The 17,277-nt window shown below is 67.4% G+C and carries 18 protein-coding genes, 1 pseudogene and 1 riboswitch; of the genes and pseudogenes, 17 read left to right on the top strand and 2 right to left on the bottom strand.

The genetic code is table 11. The features are described 5' to 3' along the window. The first annotated feature begins 5 nt into the window (after nucleotides 1–5). From paaA to WCE05_RS07780, 15 genes and pseudogenes are all read left to right on the top strand, one after another. Nucleotides 6–995 (top strand): 1,2-phenylacetyl-CoA epoxidase subunit PaaA, encoded by a 990-nt coding sequence (paaA, locus tag WCE05_RS07710; protein ID WP_225787807.1) that lies wholly within the window; start codon nucleotides 6–8, stop codon nucleotides 993–995. A gap of 27 nt (nucleotides 996–1,022) precedes the next feature. Further along, nucleotides 1,023–1,304 carry a 1,2-phenylacetyl-CoA epoxidase subunit PaaB gene (paaB, locus tag WCE05_RS07715; RefSeq protein WP_368815693.1) on the top strand — a complete coding sequence of 94 codons (282 nt, stop codon included), beginning with the start codon at nucleotides 1,023–1,025 and terminating at the stop codon, nucleotides 1,302–1,304. 8 nt (nucleotides 1,305–1,312) lie between these two features. Beyond that, nucleotides 1,313–2,071 (top strand): 1,2-phenylacetyl-CoA epoxidase subunit PaaC, encoded by a 759-nt coding sequence (gene paaC, locus WCE05_RS07720; RefSeq protein ID WP_253090788.1) that lies wholly within the window; start codon nucleotides 1,313–1,315, stop codon nucleotides 2,069–2,071. Continuing rightward, on the top strand, nucleotides 2,058–2,591 hold the full coding sequence (gene paaD / locus WCE05_RS07725; RefSeq protein ID WP_225787810.1) for a 1,2-phenylacetyl-CoA epoxidase subunit PaaD: 534 nt from the start codon (nucleotides 2,058–2,060) through the stop codon (nucleotides 2,589–2,591). Before paaC ends, paaD begins: the two co-directional genes overlap by 14 nt. 15 nt (nucleotides 2,592–2,606) lie before the next feature. Next, nucleotides 2,607–3,683 (top strand): 1,2-phenylacetyl-CoA epoxidase subunit PaaE, encoded by a 1,077-nt coding sequence (gene paaE, locus WCE05_RS07730; RefSeq protein WP_253090789.1) that lies wholly within the window; start codon nucleotides 2,607–2,609, stop codon nucleotides 3,681–3,683. Between the two features lie 106 nt (nucleotides 3,684–3,789). Next, complete coding sequence (locus WCE05_RS07735) at nucleotides 3,790–4,098, top strand: DUF485 domain-containing protein (protein WP_368815694.1); 309 nt, start codon at nucleotides 3,790–3,792, stop codon at nucleotides 4,096–4,098. Beyond that, nucleotides 4,095–5,657: pseudogene (locus WCE05_RS07740) on the top strand (cation acetate symporter); the annotation flags it as partial. The gene WCE05_RS07735 and the pseudogene WCE05_RS07740, both read left to right, overlap by 4 nt. 32 nt (nucleotides 5,658–5,689) lie before the next feature. Then, nucleotides 5,690–6,922 carry an OprD family porin gene (locus tag WCE05_RS07745; protein ID WP_368815695.1) on the top strand — a complete coding sequence of 411 codons (1,233 nt, stop codon included), beginning with the start codon at nucleotides 5,690–5,692 and terminating at the stop codon, nucleotides 6,920–6,922. A gap of 25 nt (nucleotides 6,923–6,947) precedes the next feature. After that, on the top strand, nucleotides 6,948–8,999 hold the full coding sequence (gene paaZ / locus WCE05_RS07750) for a phenylacetic acid degradation bifunctional protein PaaZ (RefSeq protein ID WP_368815696.1): 2,052 nt from the start codon (nucleotides 6,948–6,950) through the stop codon (nucleotides 8,997–8,999). Nucleotides 9,000–9,097: 98 nt separating this feature from the next. Then, nucleotides 9,098–9,306: riboswitch (cobalamin riboswitch) on the top strand. Nucleotides 9,307–9,420: 114 nt separating this feature from the next. After that, nucleotides 9,421–10,191: an ABC transporter ATP-binding protein gene (locus tag WCE05_RS07755; protein ID WP_225787972.1), complete on the top strand. Its 771-nt coding sequence runs from the start codon at nucleotides 9,421–9,423 to the stop codon at nucleotides 10,189–10,191. After that, nucleotides 10,188–11,156 carry an ABC transporter substrate-binding protein gene (locus WCE05_RS07760; RefSeq protein WP_368815697.1) on the top strand — a complete coding sequence of 323 codons (969 nt, stop codon included), beginning with the start codon at nucleotides 10,188–10,190 and terminating at the stop codon, nucleotides 11,154–11,156. Before WCE05_RS07755 ends, WCE05_RS07760 begins: the two co-directional genes overlap by 4 nt. Then, complete coding sequence (locus WCE05_RS07765) at nucleotides 11,156–12,178, top strand: FecCD family ABC transporter permease (protein ID WP_368815698.1); 1,023 nt, start codon at nucleotides 11,156–11,158, stop codon at nucleotides 12,176–12,178. The genes WCE05_RS07760 and WCE05_RS07765 overlap by 1 nt, the downstream gene beginning before the upstream one ends. 186 nt (nucleotides 12,179–12,364) lie before the next feature. After that, the gene (locus tag WCE05_RS07770) at nucleotides 12,365–12,532 is read left to right on the top strand and encodes a hypothetical protein (RefSeq protein ID WP_225787818.1); all 168 of its coding nucleotides are present in this window, start codon (nucleotides 12,365–12,367) and stop codon (nucleotides 12,530–12,532) included. A 377-nt stretch (nucleotides 12,533–12,909) separates the two neighbouring features. Further along, nucleotides 12,910–14,202, top strand: a complete 1,293-nt coding sequence (locus WCE05_RS07775; RefSeq protein ID WP_368815699.1) for an MFS transporter — start codon at nucleotides 12,910–12,912, stop codon at nucleotides 14,200–14,202. Nucleotides 14,203–14,329: 127 nt separating this feature from the next. Beyond that, on the top strand, nucleotides 14,330–14,656 hold the full coding sequence (locus WCE05_RS07780) for a hypothetical protein (protein WP_368815700.1): 327 nt from the start codon (nucleotides 14,330–14,332) through the stop codon (nucleotides 14,654–14,656). A gap of 22 nt (nucleotides 14,657–14,678) precedes the next feature. On the opposite strand, the gene WCE05_RS07785 is transcribed toward WCE05_RS07780, so the two are convergent. Then, complete coding sequence (locus WCE05_RS07785; RefSeq protein WP_253101441.1) at nucleotides 14,679–15,611, bottom strand: LysR family transcriptional regulator; 933 nt, start codon at nucleotides 15,609–15,611, stop codon at nucleotides 14,679–14,681. Nucleotides 15,612–15,735: 124 nt separating this feature from the next. Here WCE05_RS07785 and WCE05_RS07790 point away from each other — a divergent pair, with 124 nt between their 5' ends. Next, a complete protein-coding gene (locus WCE05_RS07790; RefSeq protein ID WP_368815701.1) occupies nucleotides 15,736–16,005 on the top strand; it encodes a DUF2790 domain-containing protein in 270 nt (89 codons plus the stop codon). Between the two features lie 19 nt (nucleotides 16,006–16,024). On the opposite strand, the gene WCE05_RS07795 is transcribed toward WCE05_RS07790, so the two are convergent. Then, nucleotides 16,025–16,720 carry a tRNA (adenine(22)-N(1))-methyltransferase TrmK gene (locus tag WCE05_RS07795; RefSeq protein WP_368815702.1) on the bottom strand — a complete coding sequence of 232 codons (696 nt, stop codon included), beginning with the start codon at nucleotides 16,718–16,720 and terminating at the stop codon, nucleotides 16,025–16,027. Nucleotides 16,721–16,890: 170 nt separating this feature from the next. Between WCE05_RS07795 and WCE05_RS07800 the strand changes: the two genes are divergently transcribed. Next, entirely contained in the window at nucleotides 16,891–17,271 is a 381-nt protein-coding gene (locus WCE05_RS07800) for a RidA family protein (protein ID WP_225787823.1), read from the top strand. Nucleotides 17,272–17,277 lie beyond the last annotated feature (6 nt).

The following is a 17,277-nucleotide window of genomic DNA, read 5'->3' on the forward strand; positions in this document are numbered from 1 at the left end:
GGAACATGTACGCACAGCTAGTGGAAACCGGTGTAAAGCGTGTCAAGTCGCTGGAAGAGATGTCGCCCGAGGAGCGCGCCTTCCAGGAGAAGATCGACGCGGAAATCAAGATCGAAGCCAAGAACTGGATGCCCGAGGCCTACCGCCAGACGCTGATCCGGCAGATCTCCCAGCACGCTCATTCGGAAATCGTCGGCATGCTGCCCGAAGGCAACTGGGTCACCCGTGCCCCGACCCTCAAGCGCAAGCTGCAATTGATGGCCAAGATCCAGGACGAGGCCGGTCACGGCCTGTACCTGTACAGCGCCATGGAAACCCTCGGCGCCGACCGCGACGAGGAGATCGCCAAGCTGCACAGCGGCAAGGCCAAGTATTCGAGCATCTTCAACTACCCGACCCTGAGCTGGGCCGACATGGGCGCGGTGGGTTGGCTGGTCGATGGCGCCGCCATCGTCAACCAGGTGGTGCTGCAGCGCACCTCCTACGGCCCCTACTCCCGCGCCATGATCCGCATCTGCAAGGAAGAGAGCTTCCACCAGCGCCAGGGCTACGAACTGCTGCTGACCATGATGCGCCACGGCACCCAGGCGCAGAAGGACATGGTCCAGGACGCCATCAACCGCCTGTGGTGGCCGGCACTGATGATGTTCGGCCCCAGCGACGAGCATTCCCCCAACAGCGCCCAGTCCATGGCCTGGAAGATCAAGCGCCAGACCAACGACGAACTGCGCCAGCGCTTCATCGACCAGACCGTGCCGCAACTGGAGCTGCTCGGCTGCACCGCGCCCGACCCGCACCTGAAGTGGAACGAGGCTCGCGGCCACTACGACTTCGGCGAGATCCAGTGGGACGAGTTCTACGAAGTCATCAAGGGCAACGGCCCCTGCAACCAGGAGCGCGTGGCCACCCGCCGCAAGGCCATCGAAGACGGCGCCTGGGTACGCGAGGCCGCGGTGGCCTACGCACGCAAGCAACAGAACAAGAACGCCGCCTGAAGCGGCGATTGATGCGGAGAATCGAACATGTCTGTCTGGACCCTCTATGAAGTCTTCGTGCGCAGCAAGCACGGCCTGAACCACAAGCACGTGGGCAGCGTGCATGCCGCCGATGCCGCCATGGCCATCGAGAACGCCCGCGAGCTCTACACCCGCCGCAGCGAGGGCGTCAGCCTGTGGGTGGTGCCCTCGGCGCTGATCACCGCCTCCTCGCCCGACGAGAAAGACCCACTGTTCGCCCCCTCGGACGACAAGGTCTATCGCCACGCCAGCTTCTACGAGCTGCCCGAAGAAGTCGGACACATGTGAGGCCAGCCATGCATAGAGAAGACCTCATCCAATACCTGCTGCTGCTCGGCGACAGCGCCCTGGTCCAGGGCCAGCGCCTGTGCGAGTGGTGTGGCCGGGCACCGGCCCTGGAAGAAGAACTGGCGCTGATGAACGTCGGCCTCGACCTGGTGGGCCAGGCGCGCAACTGGCTGGAATACGCCGCCGAGCTGCTCGACGACGGCCGTGATGCCGACGCCCTGGCTTTTCGCCGGGACGAGCGGGCGTACCGCAACCTGTTGCTGGTCGAGCAGCCCAACGGCGACTTCGCCGTGACCATGGCCAAGCAGTTCTTCTACGACGCCTGGCACCTGGCGATGCTCGAAGGCCTGGCCCGCTCCAGCGACGAGCGCATCGCCGGCATCGCTGCCAAGGCGGTCAAGGAAGTCACCTACCACCTGCGCCGTTCCGGCGAATGGGTGCAACGCCTGGGAGGCGGTACCGAGGAAAGCCGCCAGCGCATGCTCGAGGCGATCCCGGCCTTGTGGCGCTTCACCGTGGAACTGGTCGCCGGCAGCGATGCCGAAGCGCGCCTGGCCGAAGCCGGTATCGCCGCCGACCCGGCCCAGGTCGGGAGCGCCTGGCTAAAGCAGGTGAACGCGACCTTCGCCAGCGTCGAGCTGCCGCTGCCCAAGGCCGCCAGCCACTTCTACCTGGACGGGCGCAAGGGCCTGCACACCGAGCACCTGGGCCTGCTGCTGGCCGAGATGCAGTTCCTGCCGCGGGCCTATCCCGATGCGACCTGGTGAGCTGATCGCCAGCGACCGCGGCGCCCGGGCGCCCCGGCACGACGACCTGGCCCGGGCCTGGGAGGTGCTGGAGCAGGTGATGGACCCGGAAGTGCCGGTGGTCAGCGTGGTCGACCTGGGCATCGTCCGCGACCTGGGCTGGCACGCCGGACACCTGCACCTGGTGGTGACACCGACCTACTCCGGTTGCCCGGCGACCGAGGTGATCGAAGGTGACATACGCCAGGCCCTGGAACAGGCCGGTTTCGCCGAGCCAGCCTTGGAACGCCGCCTGACCCCGGCCTGGAGCACCGATTGGATCAGCCCCCAAGGCCGGGAACGGCTGCGCGCCTATGGCATCGCCCCGCCCGAGGGCAGCCACAGCAAGCGCAGCCTGCTCGGCCAACCGCCCCAGGTGTGCTGCCCGCAGTGCGGCAGCGCCCACACCGAGCTGCTCAGCCAGTTCGGCTCCACAGCCTGCAAGGCGCTGTACCGCTGCCGCGAGTGCCTGGAGCCTTTCGACTATTTCAAATGCATTTGAGCCGTGGAGAACGCCATGAGCCAGTTTCACAGCCTGACCATCAAGCAAGTGCGCAGCGAGACCCGCGACGCGGTGTCCATCCTCTTCGACGTGCCGGCGCACCTGCAGGCGCAGTTCCGTTTCACCCAGGGCCAGTACCTGGTCATGCGCACCCGGTTGGACGACGAGGAAGTGCGCCGCTCCTACTCCATCTGCAGCGCGGTGCAGGACGGCGAATTGCGTGTGGCCGTCAAGCGCGTGCCGGGCGGGCGCTTCTCGGCCTTCGCCAACGATGCGCTCAAGGCGGGCCAGCAACTGGAAGTGATGCCGCCGAGCGGCAGCTTCTTCGTGCCGCTGGACCCGGAGCGCCACGGCCACTACTTGGGCGTGGCGGCCGGCAGCGGCATCACGCCGATCCTGTCGATCATCGCCACCACCCTGGCCAGCGAGCCCAATAGCCGCTTCACCCTGCTCTACGGCAACCGTTCCAGCTCCGGGGCGCTGTTTCGCGACAAGCTCGAGGACCTGAAGAACCGCTACCTCGACCGCCTGAACCTGATCTTCGTGTTCAGCCGCGAGCAACAGGACGTCGACCTCTACAACGGCCGTATCGACGCCGACAAGTGCGGCCAGCTGTTTTCCCGCTGGCTCGACGTACGCGCCCTGGACGCTGCCTTCATCTGCGGCCCCCAGGCCATGACCGAGACCGTGCGCGAGAGCCTGCAGGCCAACGGCATGGCCAAGGAGCGCATCCATTTCGAGCTGTTCGCCGCCACCGGCAACCAGGCCCGCCGCGAAGCGCGCGAGGCCGCCCGGCAGGTGGACTCGGCGCTGAGCCACATCACCGTGATCAGCGATGGCCGTGCCCTGACGTTCGACCTGCCGCGCAACACCCAGAACATCCTCGAGGCCGGCAATGCCATCGGTGCCGAGCTGCCCTACTCGTGCAAAGCCGGGGTCTGCTCGACCTGCAAGTGCAAGGTGGTCGAGGGCGAGGTGGAGATGGACAGCAACCATGCGCTGGAGGACTACGAGGTAGCGGCCGGGTACGTGCTGTCGTGCCAGACCTACCCAGTGAGCGACAAGGTGGTACTCGATTTCGACCAGCTCTGATACCGGGGCGCCTGCTTCGCGGGCTTGCCCGCGAATGGGCCCCGGCGACCCCGCAACACCCGCGTGACCTGAAAGAACAATTACAACACCAGAGAGATCGCTTCCCATGACCCCCGAACGCATCGAAAGCATCAGCAACCACCCCGACTTCCAGCACCTGGTACGCCACAAGCGCCGCCTCAACGGCAGCCTGACCCTGACCATGCTGGTGGCCTACTACGGCTTCGTCCTGCTGGTGGCCTTCGCCCCCGGCGTGCTCGGCCAGTCCCTCGCCGGCGGCGTGACCAGCGTCGGCATGCTGGTCGGCGTGCTCATGGTGCTGCTGTCCTTCCTTCTCACCGGCCTCTACGTGCACCGCGCCAACAACGTCCTCGACCCGCTCAACGAAAAGGTCAAGCAGGAGTGCGCGCCATGAACTGGACCGCCATCTCGATGTTCATGGTGTTCGTCTGCTTCACCCTGCTGGTGACCCGCTGGGCCGCGGCGCGCACCCGTTCGGCCAGCGACTTCTACACCGCCGGCGGCGGCCTGAGCGGCATGCAGAACGGCCTGGCGATCGCCGGCGACATGATCAGCGCCGCCTCCTTCCTGGGCATCTCGGCCATGATGTTCATGAACGGCTACGACGGCCTGCTGTATGCCCTGGGCGTACTCGCCGGCTGGCCGATCATCCTGTTCCTGATCGCCGAGCGCCTGCGCAACCTGGGCAAGTACACCTTCGCCGACGTGGTCTCCTACCGCCTGGCCCAGACCCCGGTACGCCTGACCTCGGCCTTCGGCACCCTGGCCGTGGCGCTGATGTACCTGGTGGCGCAGATGGTCGGCGCTGGCAAGCTGATCGAGCTGCTGTTCGGTATCAGCTACCTCTACGCGGTGGTCCTGGTCGGCGTGCTGATGGTGCTGTACGTCACCTTCGGCGGCATGCTCGCCACCACCTGGGTGCAGATCATCAAGGCCGTCATGCTGCTCTCGGGTACCACCTTCATGGCCTTCATGGTGCTGCGCCACTTCGGCTACAGCACCGAGCAAATGTTCGCCAGCGCCGTGGCCGTGCATGCCAAGGGCCAGGCGATCATGGCCCCCGGCGCCCTGCTGTCGAACCCGATCGACGCCATTTCCCTGGGCCTGGGCATGATGTTCGGTACCGCCGGCCTGCCGCACATCCTGATGCGTTTCTTCACCGTCAGCGATGCCAAGGAAGCGCGCAAGAGCGTGTTCTACGCCACCGGCTTCATCGGCTACTTCTACCTGCTGCTGATCGTCATCGGCTTCGGCGCCATCGTCATGGTCGGCACCGAGCCGGCCTACCGCGACGCCAGTGGCGCGATCATCGGCGGCGGCAACATGGTCGCGGTGCACCTGGCCCAGGCCGTGGGCGGCAACCTGTTCCTCGGTTTCATCTCGGCGGTGGCCTTCGCCACCATCCTGGCGGTGGTAGCAGGCCTGGCGCTGTCCGGCGCCTCGGCGATCTCCCACGACCTGTACGCCTGCGTGGTGCGCAAGGGCCAGGCCAGCGAGCAGGAAGAGATGCGCGTATCGCGGATCGCCACCCTGGTGATCGGCGTGCTGGCCATCGTCCTGGGCCTGGTGTTCGAGTCGCAGAACATCGCCTTCCTCTCCGGCCTGGTACTGGCCGTCGCCGCCTCGGTCAACTTCCCGGTGCTGCTGCTCTCGATGTTCTGGAAGGGCCTGACCACCCGTGGCGCGGTCTGCGGCAGCATGGCCGGGCTGGTCTCGGCGATCGTCCTGGTGGTGCTGGGCCCGGCGGTGTGGGTCAACGTACTGCACAACGAACAGGCGCTGTTCCCCTACAGCAACCCGGCGCTGTTCTCCATGACCCTGGCCTTCCTCGGCGCCTGGGCGTTCTCGGTCACCGACGGCTCCGAACGGGCCAACCAGGAGCGCGGACGCTACCTGGCCCAGTTCATCCGCTCCATGACCGGTATCGGCGCCGCCGGCGCCAGCAAGCACTGATCCTTGAACATCGAATGTCGGGTACAACAACAATGAACCACACTCGCTTCAAGTCGGCCGCCTGGTTGGCCAGCCTCGTCCTGCCCCTGCCGGCCATGGCGGATTTCATCGGCGACAGCCAGGCACGGCTGGAGATGCGCAACCACTACATCAACCGCGACTTCCGCCAGGACAATGCGCCCCAGGCCAAGGCCGAGGAATGGGGCCAGGGTTTCACCGCACGCCTCGAGTCAGGCTTCACCGATGGCCCAGTTGGCGTCGGCGTGGACGCCATCGGCCAGCTGGGCATCAAGCTCGACGCCAGCCGCGATCGGCGCAACACCGGCCTGCTGCCCTTCGGCCCGAACAGCCATGAACCGGTCGACGACTACAGCGAACTGGGCCTGACCGGCAAGCTGCGGGTGTCGAAGAGCACCCTGCGCCTGGGCACCCTGCAGCCGATCCTGCCGGTGGTGGTGTACAACGACACCCGCCTGCTGGCCTCGACCTTCCAGGGCGGCTTGCTGACCAGCCAGGAACTCGACGGCCTGACCGTCAACGCCGGGCGCCTGACCAAGGCCAACCTGCGCGATTCCTCCGGGCGCGACGACATCGGCTACGGCGCGGCCAGCAGCGACCACTTCGACTTCGCCGGCGGCAGCTACGCGATCACCCCGCAGACCAGCCTGAGCTACTACTACGCCAAGCTCGACGAGATCTATCGCCAGCAGTACCTGGGCCTGGTCCACACCCAGCCGCTGGCCGAAGGCGTGAGCCTGCGCACCGACCTGCGCTACTTCGACAGCCGTGGCGACGGCGCCGAGCGTGCCGGCAACATCGACAACCGTAACTTCAACGCCCTGTTCACCCTTGGCGTGCGGGCCCACAAGTTCTCCGCCACCTGGCAGCAGATGTCCGGCGACAGTGCCTTCCCATTCCTCAACGGCGGCGACCCGTACACCGTCAACCTGGTCACCTACAACACCTTCACCCGCGCCGGGATCGACTCCTGGCAGTTGCGCTACGACTACGACTTCGTCGCCCTCGGCATCCCCGGCCTGAGCTTCATGACCCGCTACACCGACGGCCGCCATGCCCAGACCCCGACCTCGGGCAACGGCCGCGAGCGCGAACGCGACACCGACATCACCTACGTCATCCAGAGCGGGCCGTTCAAGGACGTCAGCCTGCGCTGGCGCAACGTCACCTTCCGTTCCGGCAATGGCCTGAACAATGCCGTGGACGAGAACCGCCTGATCATCGGCTACACCCTGGCGCTGTGGTAACAGCGCCCCTCAACAGGAGAACAGCATGTCTGACGCCCCAACCCTGCAAAGCTTCATCGCCGGCCGCTGGATCGGCCAGCACGGCGCCCAGGCCCTGCGCAGCGCCCTGGACGGCCATGTCCTGGCCTACAGCCACGAGGAGCGCCCGGACTTCGCCGAAGCCCTCGAACATGCCCGCCGCCAGGGCCTGACCGCGCTGATGGCCCTGGACTTCCAGCAGCGTGCCGCCCGTCTGAAGGCCCTGGCCCTGTACCTGGCCGAGCGCAAGGAGCAGCTCTACGCCCTCTCCCACCACAGCGGCGCGACCCGTACCGACAGCTGGATCGACATCGAAGGCGGCAATGCCACGTTGTTCGCCTATGCCGGCATCGGCAGCCGCGAGCTGCCCTCGGGCAACCTGGTGCACGAAGGCCCGGCCATCCCTCTGGGCAAGCAAGGGCATTTCGCTGGCAGCCATATCCTGGTGCCGCGCGCCGGGGTGGCGGTGCACATCAATGCCTTCAACTTCCCGATCTGGGGGATGCTGGAGAAGTTCGCCCCGACCTTCCTCGCCGGCATGCCGTGCATCGTCAAGCCAGCGACCTCGACCAGCTACCTGACCGAGGCGGTGGTGCGCCTGATGAACCAGTCGGGCCTGTTGCCGGCGGGCAGCCTGCAGCTGGTGATCGGCAGCACCGGCGACTTGCTCGAGCGCCTGCAGGGCCAGGACGTGGTGACCTTCACCGGCTCCGCCGACACCGCCGCCAAGTTGCGGGTAACGCCGAACCTGGTGCGCCACTCGGTGCCATTCACCGCCGAGGCCGACTCGCTCAACTGCGCCATCCTCGGCCCGGACGTCAGCCCCGACAGCGAGGAGTTCGACCTGTACATCAAGGAGGTGGTGCGCGAGATGACCACCAAGGCCGGGCAGAAGTGCACCGCCATCCGCCGCGCCATCGTCCCGGCCAGGCACCTGGACGCCGTGGCCACCCGCCTGCGCGAGCGCCTGGCCAAGGTGGTGGTGGGCGACCCTTCGGTCGAAGGCGTGCGCATGGGTGCGCTGGCCTCCCACGACCAGCAGCGTGATGTTGGCGAGCGCGTGCGTAGCCTGCTCCAGAGCTGCGATCAATTATTCGGCGCGAGCGACGGCTTCGCCCCGGTCGGCGAGGGTGTGGCCGAGGGCGCGTTCTTCGCCCCAACCCTGCTGCAAGCCCGCGATCCCCATGCCGAAGGCGGCGCCCACGACATCGAGGCCTTCGGCCCGGTGAGCACGCTGATGGCCTACGACGACCTGGACGAAGCCCTGGCCCTGGCGGCCCGTGGCAAGGGCAGCCTGGTGGCGACCCTGGTCACCGCCGATCGCGCGGTGGCGGCCAAGGCCATCCCGGCGGCGGCCGCCTGGCATGGGCGCCTGCTGGTGCTCGACCGCGAGGCGGCCAAGGAATCCACCGGCCACGGCTCCCCCTTGCCACAGCTCAAGCACGGCGGTCCCGGCCGGGCCGGTGGTGGCGAGGAGCTCGGTGGCCTGCGGGCGGTCAAGCACTACCTGCAGCGCGCGGCGGTGCAAGGCTCGCCGAGCATGCTGACGGCGGTGACCGGCGAGTACGTGCGTGGCGCCGAGGTGATCGAGAGCGAAGTGCATCCGTTCCGCCGTCATTTCGACGACCTGCGCATCGGCGAGTCGCTGTTCACCCACCGGCGTACCGTGACCGAGGCGGACCTGGTCAACTTCGGTTGCCTGTCGGGCGACCATTTCTACATGCACTTCGACGAGATCGCCGCCAAGGCCTCGCAGTTCGGCAAGCGCATCGCCCATGGCTACTTCGTGCTGTCCGCGGCGGCAGGGCTGTTCGTGTCGCCGGGCGAAGGGCCGGTGCTGGCCAACTACGGCCTGGATACCCTGCGCTTCATCAACCCGGTGGGCATCGGCGACACCATCCAGGCCCGCCTGACCTGCAAGCGCAAGATCGACCAGGGCAAGTCCAGCCCGCTGGGCCAGCCCCAGGGCGTGGTGGCCTGGGACGTGGAGGTGAGCAACCAGCTGGGTGAGCTGGTGGCCAGCTACGACATCCTGACCTTGGTGCTCAAGCGGACTTGAATGCCGTGAGGGCTTGGGGCCGCAAAGCGGTCCCCAATGGCGATGCAAGCCTGGCCCCCACCTGCCACTGCGGTTGACTCCCCCTGCCATAAATGCTCAGATGCGCCCCTGTTTCAGGTGTCCCCCGCCGCCGTGCGGGGGGTTAAACGGGAAGCCGGTGCCTCGCCCTCGCGCGACCAGTCCGGCGCTGCCCCCGCAACGGTAAGCGAGCGATGCATTCGACACACCACTGTGCCGCCGGCATGGGAAGGTGAATGCCTCACGCCCCTCGCAAGCCCGGAGACCGGCCTGAAACTGCAATTGGCAACTCCCGCGGTGGGCGGGCGCGGGCCGGTCCTGGGGCAGCCTCGTGCCCACGATTGCTCCGTGCGTGCGCTCCGTCGGGTCTTCTCAACCCCGCAACGGTCGCTCACCCATGTCTTTGCCTACCCTGCGCATCGAAGGCCTGCACTGGTCACCGTCACCCGGCGAACGCCGGCTGCTCGACGGCATCGACCTTGAGGTCGGCCCTGGCGAGTTCGTCGGCCTGATAGGCCCCAACGGCAGCGGCAAGACCAGCCTGTTGCGCTGCGCCTACCGTTTCACCCGGCCAGACAGCGGCCGCGTATCGCTAGAAGGCGAGGACATCTGGCAGCGCCCGCCGCGCTGGGTGGCACAACGCATCGCGGTGATGCTGCAGGAGTTTCCCGAGGACTTCGGCCTGAGCGTGCGCGATGTCGTCGCCATGGGCCGTACCCCGCACCTGGGCTGGTTCCAGGGCGACAGCGAAGCGGCGCTGGTCGATGCCTGCCTGCGCGAGCTGGGCCTGCTGGCCTGCGCCGAGCAGGGCTTCGCCAGCCTGTCCGGCGGGGAAAAGCAGCGGGTTCTGCTGGCCAGGGCACGGGTGCAGCAACCGCGCCTGATGATCCTCGACGAGCCGACCAACCACCTCGATCCGCGCTACCAACTGGCCCTGCTCGAGCACATGCGCGGTACCGGGCTGAGCCTGCTGGCGAGCTTCCACGACCTGAACCTGGCCGCCGCCTTCTGTGACCGGCTGTATGTCATCGAGGCCGGCCGCATCGTTGCCCATGGCACGCCGCAGCAGGTCCTGACCGAACAGTGCCTGGCCCAGGTGTTCGGCGTGCACGCCCTGGTCGATCGTCATCCCCTCGCCTGTCACCCGCGCATCACCTGGATCAGCCCCGCATGAAACGCTTCGTCACCTGCCTGGCCCTGCTGACCGCCCTGCCCCTCGCCGCTCTGGCCAGCGACTTTCCCCTGACCGTGCACAGTTGCGACCGCGACGTGACCTTCACCCAGCCGCCACAGAGGGCGGTCAGCCACGACGTCAACCTCACCGGCATGCTCCTGGCCCTGGGGCTGCGCGAGCGCATGGTCGGCTACAGCGGCATCAGCGGCTGGAAGAACCTCGACCCGTCGATGCGCCAGGCCCTGGCCGGCCTGCCGGAACTGGCGGCACGTTACCCATCGCTGGAAAACCTGCTGGACGTGGACGCCGACTTCCTGTTCGCCGGCTGGAGTTACGGCATGCACGTGGGCGGGCCGGTCACGCCACAGACGCTGGCGCCCTTCGGCATCCCGGTCTACGAGCTGAGCGAATCCTGTTCGCGGATCATGCCCCAGCGCCAGGCCAGCCTGGAGGACCTGTACCGGGACCTGGACAACCTCGGCAGGATCTTCGCCGTGCCCGCCCAGGCCCAGGCTTTGATCGGCCAACTGCGCCAGCGCATCGCCCGGGTGACGGCCCAACTTGGCGAGGTGCAGCGCAAGCCCCGGGTGTTCCTCTACGACAGCGGCGAGGACCGCCCGACCACCTCCGGCCGCCTGGGCATGCCCCAGGCGCTGATCGAGGCGGCCGGTGGCGAGAATGTGATGGCCGATGTCAACGCCAGCTGGACCGAGGTCAGTTGGGAAAGCCTGGTCGAACGCGACCCGGAGGTGATCGTCATCGTCGACTACGGCCCCACCCACTGGCAGCACAAGCGCGACGTCCTCCTTAAGCACCCGGCCCTCGGCGAGGTGAAGGCGATTCGCGAACGGCGCTTCGTGGTGCTGTCGTACCTGCAGGTCACGCCCTCGGTGGACAACGCCGTTGCCATCGAGCACCTGGCCGCCGCGCTGCATCCGCAACGGTTCGCCGGGGCGCCGCGCTGATGCCGGTGCGTAGCCCTGCCGGCTATCGCCTGTTGCTGGTCGCACTGCTGGCGGCGCTGGTGTTTTCCTGCCTGCTGTCGCTGGGCTTCGGCGCTGCCCAGGTGCCGCTGGCCAAGGTGCTGGGTATCGTTCTGCAGCAACTGGGCCTGGCCGACGGCGGCGACTGGAGCCGCGGACAGGCGCAGATCGTCTGGCAGATCCGCGCCCCACGGGTCGTGCTCGGCGCGCTGGTGGGCGCCGGCTTGGCCCTGGTTGGCGGCGCCCTGCAGGCGGTGACGCGCAACCCACTGGCCGATCCGCACCTGCTAGGGGTCAGCTCCGGTGCAGTGTTGGGCGCGGTGCTGGTGGTGCTGTTCCTTGGCCCCTTCGCCGGTGCCTTGAGCCTGCCCCTGGCGGCCTTCATCGGCGCCCTGGGCAGCATGCTGCTGGTGCTGGGGGTGGCCAGCCGACGTGGCCGGCTGGAGAGCGAACGGCTGTTGCTGGCCGGGGTAGCGGTGTCCTTCGTGGTCATGGCCCTGGCCAACCTGCTGCTCTACACCGGCGATCCCCATGCCGCCAGCTCGGTCATGTTCTGGATGCTCGGCGGGCTGGGCCTGGCGCACTGGTCACTGCTGTGGCTGCCGGCCGTTTGTGTGCTGGCCGGCTTCCTCTTGCTGCTCAGCCTGGCCCGCGCCCTCAATGCGCTGATGAGCGGGGAGCAGACCGCCGTCAGCCTCGGCTTCGACACCCGCCGGGTGCGCGCCCAGGTGTTCGTCGGCTGCGCCCTGCTCACGGGCGTGCTGGTGTCGCTGTCCGGGGCGATCGGCTTCGTCGGCCTGATGCTGCCCCACGTGGCCCGCTGGCTGGTGGGCGCCGAGCATCGCCGCCTGCTGCCGGCCTGCGTCGTGCTCGGTGCGCTATTCGTGGTCTGGGTCGACATGGGCGCACGCACCCTGATCGCCCCCCAGGACCTGCCCATCGGCATCGCCACCGCGGCCATCGGCGGGCTTTTCTTCATCATCCTGTTACGTCGCAGGCCCTGACATGCCCTGTCGATCGCACGGGCGTGAGCGCCGTTGGTCGGTGCCGTAGGCCCGGGCAGGGATCGACAGCCGCCTTGCGCCGCTCTGATGCCATGAGGGGTGGTCAGTGGCTTCGCCCCTCGCGCCTGTTTCCGGCCCGCCCGCCGGCAGGTCTTTTCCCATCGAAGCCAAGCCGAGGAAGCCGTCATGAACGAGACACTGCGAATGGGTGGTGGCAGCGCCCAGGACGACTGGCCAGAACTCGATCCCGAAAAACGCAATGACCGGGCCGACGATCCCGATGTCGACCCCAACCTGACCGAAGAAGAGGACCGGCCTGGCGTGCCGGCCAGTGATCCGGAATCCGGGGCCTGATAGCGTCGGGCCCGTCACCGGTGAATGCGTTGCCCTGACCGGCCCCTTCGTAGGTTTGCCCGCGAAGGGGCCGCCTCGACACCCCACGCACAGGGCTGCGTCGTTTCGCCGCAGGCCCAGGCCCCTTGGGCAAATCCCGCGCAAGGCATAGAATCGCGCCGCCTTTTCACCCGTCGCCTCGTACGGTGGCAACCCGCAGCAACGACAGCGTCCACGCCTGAACACATGATCGCGCATGTGCAACAGGCTCAACCGCCCCGCCCGGCCACCTTCCCCAGGTGCCAGCGGTTGAGTCTTGCCCTGGTCGCATCCTCCCCGGCCAGGCATGCAGGCACGAAAAGGCGCCTATACCGCTTTTCGAATACTTTGAGGTACCTATGTCTGCGCGTCTGCTGGCCATGGCGCTGGCACCCCTGCTCGGGTTGTTCATCGTTGCCCTGGGCAATGGCTTCCTGTCCTCCCTGACCACCCTGCGCCTGGGCGCAGCCGGCGAATCGGCGACGATGATCGGCATCGTCTCGTCGGCCTACTTCATCGGCCTGACCCTCGGGGCGATCTTCAACGACCGGCTGATCCTGCGCATCGGTCACATCCGCGCCTACACCAGCTTCGCCTCGCTGATCGGCGCGACCATCCTCCTGCAGGGCCTGTTCTACGACACCACCTGGTGGTTCGCCTTGCGCCTGGTCAACGGCTGGGCCTCGGTCGGTGTGTTCCTGGTCATCGAGAGCTGGCTGCTGCTGGCCGGCGATGCGAAGATCCGCGGGCGCCTGCTGGCGCTGTACATGATCGCCTTCTACGGCGCCGGCGTGCTCGGCCAGGCGGCCTTGGGCGAGATCACCGGCTGGGGCGACACCGCGCCGTTCATGGTCGCCGGCATGCTGGCCTCGCTGTCGGTGTTGCCGATCGTGATCCTGCCACGGGTGTCGCCGCTGCTGGAGCAGGTCGAGCCGCTCAAGCCCCGCCAGTTGCTGGGGGTGGCACCTACCGGGCTGGTCGGCTGTTTCGGCTCGGGGATCGCCATCGCCGCCGTGTATGCCCTGCTGCCGCTGTACCTGCAGCGCATCGGCCTGGACGTGGGCGAGGTCGGCAACATGATGGCCTGGGTGATCCTCGGCGCGATGCTGCTGCAATACCCGGTGGGGCGTTGGTCCGACCGCAAGGACCGCCAGGACGTGCTGATCGCCCTGGGCGCGCTGTGCACGGTGCTGTCGGTGGTGATCGTGCTGCTGCCGCCTGCTTCGGCGCTGCTGCCGGCCATGCTGTTCCTGCTGGGCGGCGGCGTGTTCGCCCTCTACCCGGTGGCAGTCAGCCATGCCGCCGACCGGGCACCGGCCGATGCGCTGGTGCCGATGATCCAGGGCTTGCTGCTGATCAACTCGCTGGGCTCGGCCCTGAGCCCGCTGGCCATCTCGCCGGTGATGACTTCCTACGGCGAGGCTGGGCTGTTCTGGGCCTTCGCGGTGGTCAACCTGTGCATGGTGACCTTCTTCCTCTGGCGTCGCGGCAAGCGCCCGGCGCCCGAGCACCCCGCCCCGTTCGCCCCGTCGACGACCTTCTCGCCGACCGGTGCCGAACTGCGGGTGACGGAGGACCTGATGCACGCGGCGCAGGAGCATCCGCCGATGGCGGACGCCCTGGGTGGGGAAAACCCTGTGCCGGTCAAGTAGGCTGGGGCTTGGTGTTCCTGGGGCCGCTCTGCGGCCCCAACTGGCATGACCACCCGTCGCCCTGCGGGCACCCCACCCTCACTCCGACAGCCGAACGAATGACGATCATCCCCACAGGAGATTCATCATGGTCCGTATTCGTCCGCTCTCCTTCCTCCTCGCCCTCGGCCTGGGTATCGCCTCCACCGCCAGCCTCGCCGCCACCGACGTGAACGGCACCGGCGCCCAGCCTCAGACCGAACACGCCTCCGGCGACCACTCCAAAGGCAGCACCGCTGGCGAAGGCAGCAGCACCAATACCCCCGGCGGCACCCAGGGCAACGACAGCAGCGACAGCGCTAGCCAGCCCGACGCGGTCGATGGCCGCACGGGTGGCTCGGGCAGTACGGGCGAAGCCACCGGCTCGGGCGCCGGCAGCTCCGGCGGCACCGCCGAGGACCAGGACAGCCGCTAATGGCTAGCGGGCGGGGCGGCGCTCAGCGCCAGTAGCGTGGCTCGTCCACCACCCGCTCGTGCTCCGCGAACAGCAGCGGCAACTGCTCCTTGAGAAAGTCCAGCCAGGTGCGCACCTTGGCATCCAGGTAATGCCGCGACGGATAGATCGCGTAGATCTCCCGCTGACGCAGCCGGTGTGGCGCCAGCAAACGGCACAGGCGCCCCTCCTCGATGGCCAGGCTGGCCGAGTAGTACGGCAGCAGGCCCACCCCCATCCCCAACTCGGTGGCCTTGAGCATGGCATCGGCCACATTGGTGAGGAAGGTGTCCTGGGGCACGATCACGCAGCTCTCCGGCGCCTGGCCGAACGCCCAGTCCTCTTCGAACAACGGGTCCACGGTGCGCAGGCAGATGTGCTGGTGCAGGTCTTCCGGCCGCTTGGGGACCCCGTGGCGGGCCAGGTAGTCCGGCGAGGCGCAGAGGATGCTGTAGATGCTGCCCAGGGGGATGGCGATCAGTTGGGAGTCCGGCAGGCCCTGGCCCATGGTGATCACCACGTCGTGCCCCTCCGCCAGCGGGTCCGGATTGCGCTGGGAGAGGGTCAGCTCCATCACCACTTCGGGGCAGGATGCGTTGTAGCGGGCGACCAGCGGCATCATCAGCAGGCCCAGGCCGTGGGTGCAGTGGAAACGCAGGTGGCCACGGGGCGTGAGGTGGGCGCCACGCGCTTCGTCGACGGCCTCCTCGGTCAGCAGCATGATCTGCCGCGAGCGCTCGAGGAAGCGCTCGCCCGCCTCGCTCATGCGCAGCCGGCGGGTGGTGCGGTGCAACAGGCGCGTCTGCAGTTGGCTTTCCAGCTCCGCGACGATCCGCGACACCTGCGCCGCCGAGATGTCCAGGGCGTTGGCGGCCGCGGCGAAACTGCCGCACTCCACCACCCGGGCAAAGGTTCGCATGGCATGCAGCATATCCATGATTGCGTCGCTCCCTCAGGCCTATTCGTACATTCCGGGCAGGAATCTATCACGAAATAGCCCATTTATTGTGAATGACCAATGAATACATCATTAGTCATACATTCAAGATAAGGAGCCCATCATGAAACGCTCGATCGCTTTCCTTGCCCTGTTCGCCTCCCTTGCCTCGTTCGGGGCCTTTGCCGAGCAGGCCGTCAACCCGCCGGTCACCGCCAGCAGCGAGACCTACGAATACGGCATGCCGCTGGACATCGCCAAGGTCGTTTCCATCACCCCCGCCAACAATGCCGCCGATTGCCAGGTGGGCACCGCGCACATGGTGTATGTCGACCATCAAGGCCAGACCCGCGAGATCGACTACCGGGAAATGGGCAACTGCTCGCAGCTCTGACACCCTGCCGCCCGCCGCTTCACGCCAGTAACTGCTCGATCCACCGCACCTGCATCGCCACTTCCCGCGCCTTCTCCTGCGGCACCGCCTGTCGCGCACGGGCGAAATGCGCCATGACCCGCCGCTTGCGCTTGAGGTTCAGGCCCCATTTGGCGAGGAACGCCGGGCTGCGCTGCTGCATCAGCAAGGGGCCGAAATACAACTCCTGGGGGGAGTACGCCACCGCTGTGCAACGCTCGGCCACGATGATCTCGTAGGTGAATTCGTTTTCCTCCAGCAACTCCTCGCAAAGGATGCGGTAGCCGTTTTCCATCAGCCATTCGCGCAGGGTCCCTTCGCGCACGTTGGGCTGCAGGACCAGGCGCTCCCGACCGCTCAGGCGATGTTTGCCGCGCTCGAGGATCTCGCGGATCTTCTCGCCGCCCATGCCGCAGAGGCTGATGGTGCTGATGCGATCCTGCGGCTCGATGGCCTCCAGGCCGTCGGCCAGGCGCACACTGATCCTGTCGTCCAGGCCGTTCTTGCGCACCTTGCGCTCGGCGGAGCGAAACGGCGTGAGCGCCGCCTCGCCGGCCACGGCGGCCTCGATATGCCCACGTAACATCAAGGCCACGGGCAGGTAGCCATGGTCCGAGCCGATATCGGCCAGGCGCGCTCCGGCCGGCACGTGCGCGGCCACGCGCTCCAGGCGCATCGACAATGTCTGTTCGTTCAACCCTCGCCCCTTCTTCACGACAAGCACCCGGCACGCTCGGCCGGATCGGGCCGCGATTCTGACGGCCAATGCCGTGCATTTCAAATCCTGGCGACCGGGGCCAGCGCTCGACCCGCCCTGGCCGCTCGCGTAGGCTTGCGGGTTTCCTTCCGTTGCAAGGTTCAACCCCCATGGCAAACGCAGATATCACCTTCATCCCCGACACCGACCCGGCGTCCATCTCTTCCGATGTCGCCGACTTCAACGGCCTGCTGGTGACCACCCAGGTCCCCACCCGAGCCGACGGCAGCCTCGAGCTGGGCGGTATCGTCGAGCAGAGCGAATGCACCCTGCAATCGCTCAAGGACGCCCTCGAGCGCGCCGGCAGTTCGATGGACCGGGTGCTGCACCTGACCATCTACCTGACCGACATGGCCGACCGCGCGGCGTTCAACGAGGTCTACCAACGCTTCTTCGCCAAGCCCTGGCCGGTACGCGCTGCCGTCGGCGTGGCGTCGCTGGCCTATGAGGGCATGCGCGTGGAAGTGACCGCGATGGCGGCCAAGGCCTGAATTGCG

This window comes from Pseudomonas sp. I2, from assembly GCF_040984075.1.
GTDB lineage: Bacteria > Pseudomonadota > Gammaproteobacteria > Pseudomonadales > Pseudomonadaceae > Aquipseudomonas > Aquipseudomonas guariconensis_B.

What these genes read in the sequence shown, in the direction of transcription:
- paaA (WP_225787807.1), top strand. Translation starts at nt 6, where the DNA reads ATGTACGCACAGCTAGTGGAAACCGGTGTAAAGCGTGTCAAGTCGCTG.
- paaB (WP_368815693.1), top strand. Translation starts at nt 1,023, where the DNA reads ATGTCTGTCTGGACCCTCTATGAAGTCTTCGTGCGCAGCAAGCACGGC.
- paaC (WP_253090788.1), top strand. Translation starts at nt 1,313, where the DNA reads ATGCATAGAGAAGACCTCATCCAATACCTGCTGCTGCTCGGCGACAGC.
- paaD (WP_225787810.1), top strand. Translation starts at nt 2,058, where the DNA reads ATGCGACCTGGTGAGCTGATCGCCAGCGACCGCGGCGCCCGGGCGCCC.
- paaE (WP_253090789.1), top strand. Translation starts at nt 2,607, where the DNA reads ATGAGCCAGTTTCACAGCCTGACCATCAAGCAAGTGCGCAGCGAGACC.
- WCE05_RS07735 (WP_368815694.1), top strand. Translation starts at nt 3,790, where the DNA reads ATGACCCCCGAACGCATCGAAAGCATCAGCAACCACCCCGACTTCCAG.
- WCE05_RS07745 (WP_368815695.1), top strand. Translation starts at nt 5,690, where the DNA reads ATGAACCACACTCGCTTCAAGTCGGCCGCCTGGTTGGCCAGCCTCGTC.
- paaZ (WP_368815696.1), top strand. Translation starts at nt 6,948, where the DNA reads ATGTCTGACGCCCCAACCCTGCAAAGCTTCATCGCCGGCCGCTGGATC.
- WCE05_RS07760 (WP_368815697.1), top strand. Translation starts at nt 10,188, where the DNA reads ATGAAACGCTTCGTCACCTGCCTGGCCCTGCTGACCGCCCTGCCCCTC.
- WCE05_RS07765 (WP_368815698.1), top strand. Translation starts at nt 11,156, where the DNA reads ATGCCGGTGCGTAGCCCTGCCGGCTATCGCCTGTTGCTGGTCGCACTG.
- WCE05_RS07770 (WP_225787818.1), top strand. Translation starts at nt 12,365, where the DNA reads ATGAACGAGACACTGCGAATGGGTGGTGGCAGCGCCCAGGACGACTGG.
- WCE05_RS07775 (WP_368815699.1), top strand. Translation starts at nt 12,910, where the DNA reads ATGTCTGCGCGTCTGCTGGCCATGGCGCTGGCACCCCTGCTCGGGTTG.
- WCE05_RS07780 (WP_368815700.1), top strand. Translation starts at nt 14,330, where the DNA reads ATGGTCCGTATTCGTCCGCTCTCCTTCCTCCTCGCCCTCGGCCTGGGT.
- WCE05_RS07785 (WP_253101441.1), bottom strand. Translation starts at nt 15,611, where the DNA reads ATGGATATGCTGCATGCCATGCGAACCTTTGCCCGGGTGGTGGAGTGC.
- WCE05_RS07790 (WP_368815701.1), top strand. Translation starts at nt 15,736, where the DNA reads ATGAAACGCTCGATCGCTTTCCTTGCCCTGTTCGCCTCCCTTGCCTCG.
- WCE05_RS07800 (WP_225787823.1), top strand. Translation starts at nt 16,891, where the DNA reads ATGGCAAACGCAGATATCACCTTCATCCCCGACACCGACCCGGCGTCC.